The 533-nt window shown below is 44.8% G+C and carries 1 protein-coding gene; it reads left to right on the top strand.

Annotated elements, in window-relative coordinates; translation table 11 throughout:
* A partial coding sequence (locus ACWHAR_RS31455) for a DHH family phosphoesterase (RefSeq protein ID WP_452088977.1) occupies positions 1-533 on the top strand: 533 nt, incomplete at both ends.

The raw sequence follows: 533 nt of genomic DNA, 5'->3' as shown, positions 1-533 counted from the left end.
CTTGTTGAAACAGCTGCAAACGAAGTAAACGGCGTTATCCTGGTTGACCATAACGAACGCCAGCAAAGCATCAAAGACATTGAAGAGGTTCAGGTTTTAGAGGTTATCGACCATCACCGCATCGCTAACTTTGAAACAGCTGAGCCGCTTTACTATCGTGCTGAGCCTGTAGGCTGTACGGCTACCATCTTAAACAAAATGTACAAAGAGAATAACGTGAAAATCGAGAAAGAAATTGCCGGCCTGATGCTGTCTGCGATCATTTCTGATTCCCTGTTATTTAAATCTCCAACTTGCACGGACCAAGACGTAGCGGCAGCAAAAGAGCTTGCGGAGATCGCTGGCGTAGATGCTGAAGAATACGGCTTGAACATGCTGAAAGCAGGCGCTGATCTAAGCAAAAAAACAGTGGAAGAGCTCATTTCTCTTGATGCGAAAGAATTTACGCTCGGCAGCAAGAAAGTCGAAATCGCACAAGTAAACACAGTGGACATTGAAGATGTGAAAAAACGCCAAGCTGAATTAGAAGCTGT

This window comes from Bacillus sp. LR--39 (assembly GCF_053613335.1).
Note: the sequence above shows the minus strand (reverse complement) of the source record. Positions and strands in the feature narration are given on the sequence as shown.